The 5,000-nt window shown below is 43.3% G+C and carries 6 protein-coding genes and 1 pseudogene; 2 read left to right on the top strand and 5 right to left on the bottom strand.

The genetic code is table 11. From position 1 onward, the window contains the following. Nucleotides 1-290: Tn3 family transposase (locus ACM0OZ_RS47810; protein WP_414589983.1), on the top strand; the 290-nt coding region annotated here is incomplete at its 5' end. 97 nt (nucleotides 291-387) lie between these two features. On the opposite strand, the gene ACM0OZ_RS47805 is transcribed toward ACM0OZ_RS47810, so the two are convergent. After that, the gene (locus ACM0OZ_RS47805) at nucleotides 388-783 is read right to left on the bottom strand and encodes a hypothetical protein (protein WP_414589982.1); all 396 of its coding nucleotides are present in this window, start codon (nucleotides 781-783) and stop codon (nucleotides 388-390) included. After that, nucleotides 767-1,582 (bottom strand): DUF4058 family protein, encoded by an 816-nt coding sequence (locus ACM0OZ_RS47800; RefSeq protein WP_414589981.1) that lies wholly within the window; start codon nucleotides 1,580-1,582, stop codon nucleotides 767-769. The genes ACM0OZ_RS47805 and ACM0OZ_RS47800 overlap by 17 nt, the downstream gene beginning before the upstream one ends. Before the next feature lie 326 nt (nucleotides 1,583-1,908). Between ACM0OZ_RS47800 and ACM0OZ_RS47795 the strand changes: the two genes are divergently transcribed. Further along, entirely contained in the window at nucleotides 1,909-2,949 is a 1,041-nt protein-coding gene (locus ACM0OZ_RS47795; RefSeq protein ID WP_041042842.1) for a tyrosine-type recombinase/integrase, read from the top strand. 75 nt (nucleotides 2,950-3,024) lie between these two features. On the opposite strand, the gene ACM0OZ_RS47790 is transcribed toward ACM0OZ_RS47795, so the two are convergent. The 3 genes and pseudogenes from ACM0OZ_RS47790 to ACM0OZ_RS47780 form a co-directional block, all read right to left on the bottom strand. Then, complete coding sequence (locus ACM0OZ_RS47790) at nucleotides 3,025-3,327, bottom strand: hypothetical protein (protein ID WP_414589980.1); 303 nt, start codon at nucleotides 3,325-3,327, stop codon at nucleotides 3,025-3,027. 41 nt (nucleotides 3,328-3,368) lie between these two features. Then, nucleotides 3,369-4,286 carry a ParM/StbA family protein gene (locus tag ACM0OZ_RS47785; RefSeq protein ID WP_414589984.1) on the bottom strand — a complete coding sequence of 306 codons (918 nt, stop codon included), beginning with the start codon at nucleotides 4,284-4,286 and terminating at the stop codon, nucleotides 3,369-3,371. Nucleotides 4,287-4,713: 427 nt separating this feature from the next. Beyond that, a pseudogene (locus ACM0OZ_RS47780) lies at nucleotides 4,714-4,959 on the bottom strand (Tn3 family transposase); the annotation flags it as partial. Nucleotides 4,960-5,000 lie beyond the last annotated feature (41 nt).

The raw sequence follows: 5,000 nt of genomic DNA, 5'->3' as shown, positions 1-5,000 counted from the left end.
TGGCTGGTTTAAACATTGTGGTTATTGTATTGCAGCCAAGTGAGAACCGCTATAATCGTTTAGAAGATCAAGAATTGGCTGTTTTGTCGTTACATCTATTGCAGATATCGTTGGTGTATATTAATACTTTGATGATTCAGCAGGTTTTATCGCAACCGGAGTGGATGAAACTGATGAAGCCGGAAGATTTGCGGGCGCTTTCGCCGTTGATTTGGGGTCATGTTAACCCTTATGGTACTTTTAAACTGGATATGAGTGAGCGGTTATCGATTGAAGCTGTGGCTGCGTGAAGTCTACTGCTTTGGGCTATTTGAGCGAGTGAGTCCCGTTCCAATAATGGTCGGTATTTAAACTATACGGTTTAGTTTGCCCCTGGTGTCAGCTACGCTATATCTGCCCCAAGCAATGAACTGGCTCAATTTTCGCCACGCGGTCGTTACCCATCCACAGTTCTGCCCCCAATGCATGGAGTGGGGAATCTTTTGTTTCTCGATACCAATGAACAACAGCCGCCCCAACCGCTGGAGATGGAATTTCAAGCGTTATAACTTGTTGGCAATCTTTGACAGAAGACCCCAATTGCTCATTTGCATTGAGTTGCTGTCCTCGTCGCCTCTGCTTACGCAAATGATTTCGTACCCCCCGATGGCGGTAATAAGAACGGCGGTTGTGGCAATACTTTGGATTCCAACATCCATCGCCACCTTCTCCATGCTTTTGTTGTGCTTCGGGCGAACTCAGTTTTGAGCAAAGCCGACATTTTTCACTATCCTGGCGTGCCATTTCCACCTCGACGAATTGGCGCTAGTAATTCCTCAACCCATTGTTGGTTGGCTGGTGATAATGCAGGAGGTGGAATGGGTTGACTGTAGTCAATGCGTTCGTTATACCCAGCACGCTCGCATACGCTATCAACAATTGCCTGCAAATTAACGCTCAATTCTTCATCTGACAACAACAGGGGCAAAGGAAAACTGGGAATTGGTTCGGGTAAATTAAAGCCATATAAATCAGCTTTGGGACGTTGTGAACTTCGACTCACAACGATACGGTAGTCTGTTGGCTGTACATCACCTAACATGGTCATCGGTGCGTGAGCGCGTAGTAAGTCAATTTCTATCAGATGGGAAAGACTTCCTAAAACCCGCTCCCGTTTCTTTTCATAGGCTGTTCTACCCGAACCTTTTTGTTTGTTTTTGGGCGATAACACTTCAATTACGGTAATCACAGTATCGCTGCCTATTTCTCGGACTTCCAAATACCGCTCTTTTACGGTTATGGGCATGGGTAGCGCTATTGATTGTGGACGCTTTTGAGTTAGGGTAGATGCTGTCTCTGGCTGAAGTTTCTCTCTGACTGAATTAGATGAACTGGCTTTCAGGACTGTAGCATCTGGAATTCCGATTAAAACCTCATCGCCATCCCGGTCTTGGTAAGTACGAGTTTCGACTTCAATGTAATACTTTGGGCGCAACTGAGGTGCAACTGTATCGGCAATCGCCACCAAAAGCCGAGTATGGAATGACGACCAGAAAGCTGGGTGTTCGAGATAGGGATTCATACCTGGAAATAGTGAGGGCATTGGTTAAGCTCCGCTACATTTTTCCTAGACAAAACCGGACAACCTTGGCAAAAAAGGCGGGTTTTTTTATCAACAAGTACGAGTAATTGAGAATTAGCGCCTTTTTTGCCCCCACCACAGATATCTGTGGGACCTTAAGGAGTACTCGTGGGGGAAGGTTGTCCGGTTTTGTCATGGTTTCACCCAACCCATCCCACAAGCGTTTTTCATAGTATACCCTATTCCTCGTTGAATATAGTCGTAGTTTAGTCGTAGAAAAGATATTGCTTACATATTTTATATTGAGTATGTTACGATTAAGGGCGATCGCGTTCATGTGTTAGCCATTGAGTTATAGTTTTGGCAATAATTCCCTACCTCCTATCAAACTCATCCCACTCGACGATAGGACTGCAGCATCTGCAACGATTTCTAAAAAACTCAGTGGCAAAACTGCAAAGATAAAAGCGCCGATTGATATCCGGTGGGTAAAGGTACAAGAATTTTTACGAAGCAGTAACATACGCCCTAATAGCCGTAAATTGTATGAACGGGAACTCAAGCGTTTCTTGGGCTGGACAGAACTGCATTACCAAGAGTTACGTCCTCGTCACCTGGGACATTACAAAGAATATTTGATGGAGGATGTACAGACTGATGCTGGTAAAGCTTTGACCAAAAATAGCATCAACAGTGCGCTGACAGCCCTAAAAAGTTTCTTCAAATGGTTGACTTTAACTTATCCTGATATGATTTCTACTAACCCAACTGTTGGGGTGAAGTTTGAAAAGGTACCCCTGCCACCAGCACAAAGTTTAACATCTCAACAAATGCAACAGGTTTGGGAGGCGTTGGAATTTTTGGGAGAGACTAAACAGCGCGATACTGCTCTTGTCCATATCCTCAGTCATGGGTTAAGGGCGGGGGAAATTGTAGATTTAAATGTAGGTGCGTTTGATGGCAAGTTGCTGTTTTTAGCAGATACAAAAACTGATGAACCGCGACTGGTACCTCTGCGCAAGGAAAGCCGTGAAACACTTGGGAATTATCTATCATGGCGAGAAGAACAAGGGGAGCAAATGATGAGCACAAGCCCACTGATTGTCTCCCACCACAATTCACGCAAAGGGGAACGGCTAAGCTATCACGGCATTTATTTTGCTATAGAGAAAATTGGCGAACTGGCTAATATTCCCAATCTGCATCCACACCAATTCCGCCACACGTATGCAACTGAGTTATTGCTGTTGGGAGTTGACCCCAGTCATGCCAAACGGTTGACAGGGCATCAAAGCGAGAAAGCATTTCGGCGGTATACACTTCGCAGTGAGCAAGAAGCGGCGATCGCTGCTTACTATCGTGCCATTGGAGAGGAAAAAGTGGAATAGGGTGCCATACGGCTGGTCGATGCCGCTTTCTCTCCCCCTCCTCAAGAACTGCTTTAAGAGCTCCTAAATGCTGCTTCATAAATCCCAATCAAGTGTGAAAGTTTCTTCACCATCTTCTGCTTGGTGTTGGGGCTCATCTAGAGTACGCATTGAGTCAGCCACTGTGGCTGACTCCGCTTGTGTGGGAACTGTATTAGGGTTGAGGACTACAGTTGGTATTGGTAATGCACCCTGCTTAAAAGCAAAGTAGCAATCAACAATAAAGTAAAGCGTCTCTAGATAACTTTTACCTAATCGTTGGGATTCCGCGTATATACGCTCGCGGTAGCTATCTTTGATGCGGACTTTTTCTGGAGTTTTGTCTTGCTGAGAAACCATGTTATTGTGGTGGTTGACGATTCACTGTTGACGATTCACTGTTAACTGTTAACAGTCATCACAATTGCTTTAGCCATTTGCAATAGCCCAAAAGAATTAGCCTCTACCGGGTTTTCTAGAATTTCAAACCCGTTTTGTATAAGCAGTTTTTTAAACCCAGGAAGCAAACAACCACCACCAATAGCCCAAATTTCATCCCCTTGGTGTTTGGTATCAAGGGCGAGATTGACAGGCTTTTTCAGATAGCTTTCATACCAATCTTTAAGACAAGTGGTGTAAACTTCTTTGATATCAATATCACGGCTGTATTTGGTATGTCCCATTTCAAGGCAAAAGCGAATTTTCGATAAGTCCCCAAGCTTACCACCGTTGAGATGTTTCATCTTCTTGGCAATCTCACCGATGAGAACTTCCACTCCAGCAGCGTAGGGGGTATGTACTTCTCTTTTACCTTGATTGTAACGAGAATAAAGTGTTGTACCATTCCCAAAATCTACGACAGTTAACTTTTTGGGCAGCTTTCGACCAAACAAAGCACCCATACCTTCAGGTACGACTTTGAGAACCTCTACTTTAACATCAGATAGCTTGCCAGCGAGCATTGGTTGGTATTCTCCGTTAAGGACTTGACACAACTCTTTTGTCAAAGCAACATCATGTAAACTGACAACTAGCTTTAAGTGCCAAACCTTACGATATGGCAAATGAGCCAACGCACCTAACAAAGTGATGAGCGCATTGTTGACTTTGTTGATGTTGCTATCTGTGTTTCGCTCGAAGTAGTATCCAGTGCGGAAAGCTGACTCCCCAACAGTGTAGGCATTACCGTTAAAAACCACCCTACCGGGTACATCTTCCATTTCTTCTTTTGAGATGTAACTAGGAATTCTAATCACATCAAAACCATCGACTAACAGTTTGACGCTACCATAGCCATTATCAAAACCCGCACAAAAAATCTTTTGATTCGCGTGAACTCAGATCTTGCACCTAACCGTAAAAAACCGTATAAGCTAAAAAGATGCGCGATAAGGCTACCTGATTTTTATCGGTTTTTATCGCTAAATTAAGGCTTTTAATTTAATACGGAGTAATTAAATTAAATCAATTTTTATTGGTGCAAGATCTGAGTGAATGTTCTTAGAACTCATAGGGGTCAAGTGGGGTATAAAACCGAAATGAGTTCAATATACCCTAAGAATTACCTATATATTCCCTGTATAGGGGTTAATTTTACTAAAAAAGTTCTCAAAAATCTTTGGGATACGTATACCCCCCACTTATACCCCACGAGCGATTTACAAACCTAATCTACAGTTCTTGGCATCACCGTGCCAAAACGGGAAAATTGTACGCTAAGGCTAAAACGTATGATTAAGAAGGGTTTCAGCGATACTTATTTTCCTTCACTCGCAAAGGACGCAACTTGTCAAAACTGGTCGCCTGTTTCAAATTCCAGACATAATCACCCGTAAGATTAATATGCTCCCAACCCAACGGCGATAAATGTTGCAGATATTCTTTAGGAATATCCATCCCCTGTTGCTTCAAATAATCAACGGCTTTTTCTAAGTACACCGTATTCCACAAGACGATAGCAGCAATCACCAAATTCAACCCACTAGTACTGTGCGACAGAAATAATCAGACAGTTTAAAATTGAGAAATGACAT

This window comes from Scytonema sp. PCC 10023, assembly GCF_963920835.1.
Classification (GTDB): Bacteria; Cyanobacteriota; Cyanobacteriia; order Cyanobacteriales; family Nostocaceae; genus Kalymmatonema.
The sequence above is the reverse complement of the archived record's forward strand: the minus strand, read 5'-3'. Positions and strand labels throughout refer to the sequence as shown.

What these genes read in the sequence shown, in the direction of transcription:
- ACM0OZ_RS47805 (WP_414589982.1), bottom strand. Translation starts at nt 783, where the DNA reads ATGGCACGCCAGGATAGTGAAAAATGTCGGCTTTGCTCAAAACTGAGT.
- ACM0OZ_RS47800 (WP_414589981.1), bottom strand. Translation starts at nt 1,582, where the DNA reads ATGCCCTCACTATTTCCAGGTATGAATCCCTATCTCGAACACCCAGCT.
- ACM0OZ_RS47790 (WP_414589980.1), bottom strand. Translation starts at nt 3,327, where the DNA reads ATGGTTTCTCAGCAAGACAAAACTCCAGAAAAAGTCCGCATCAAAGAT.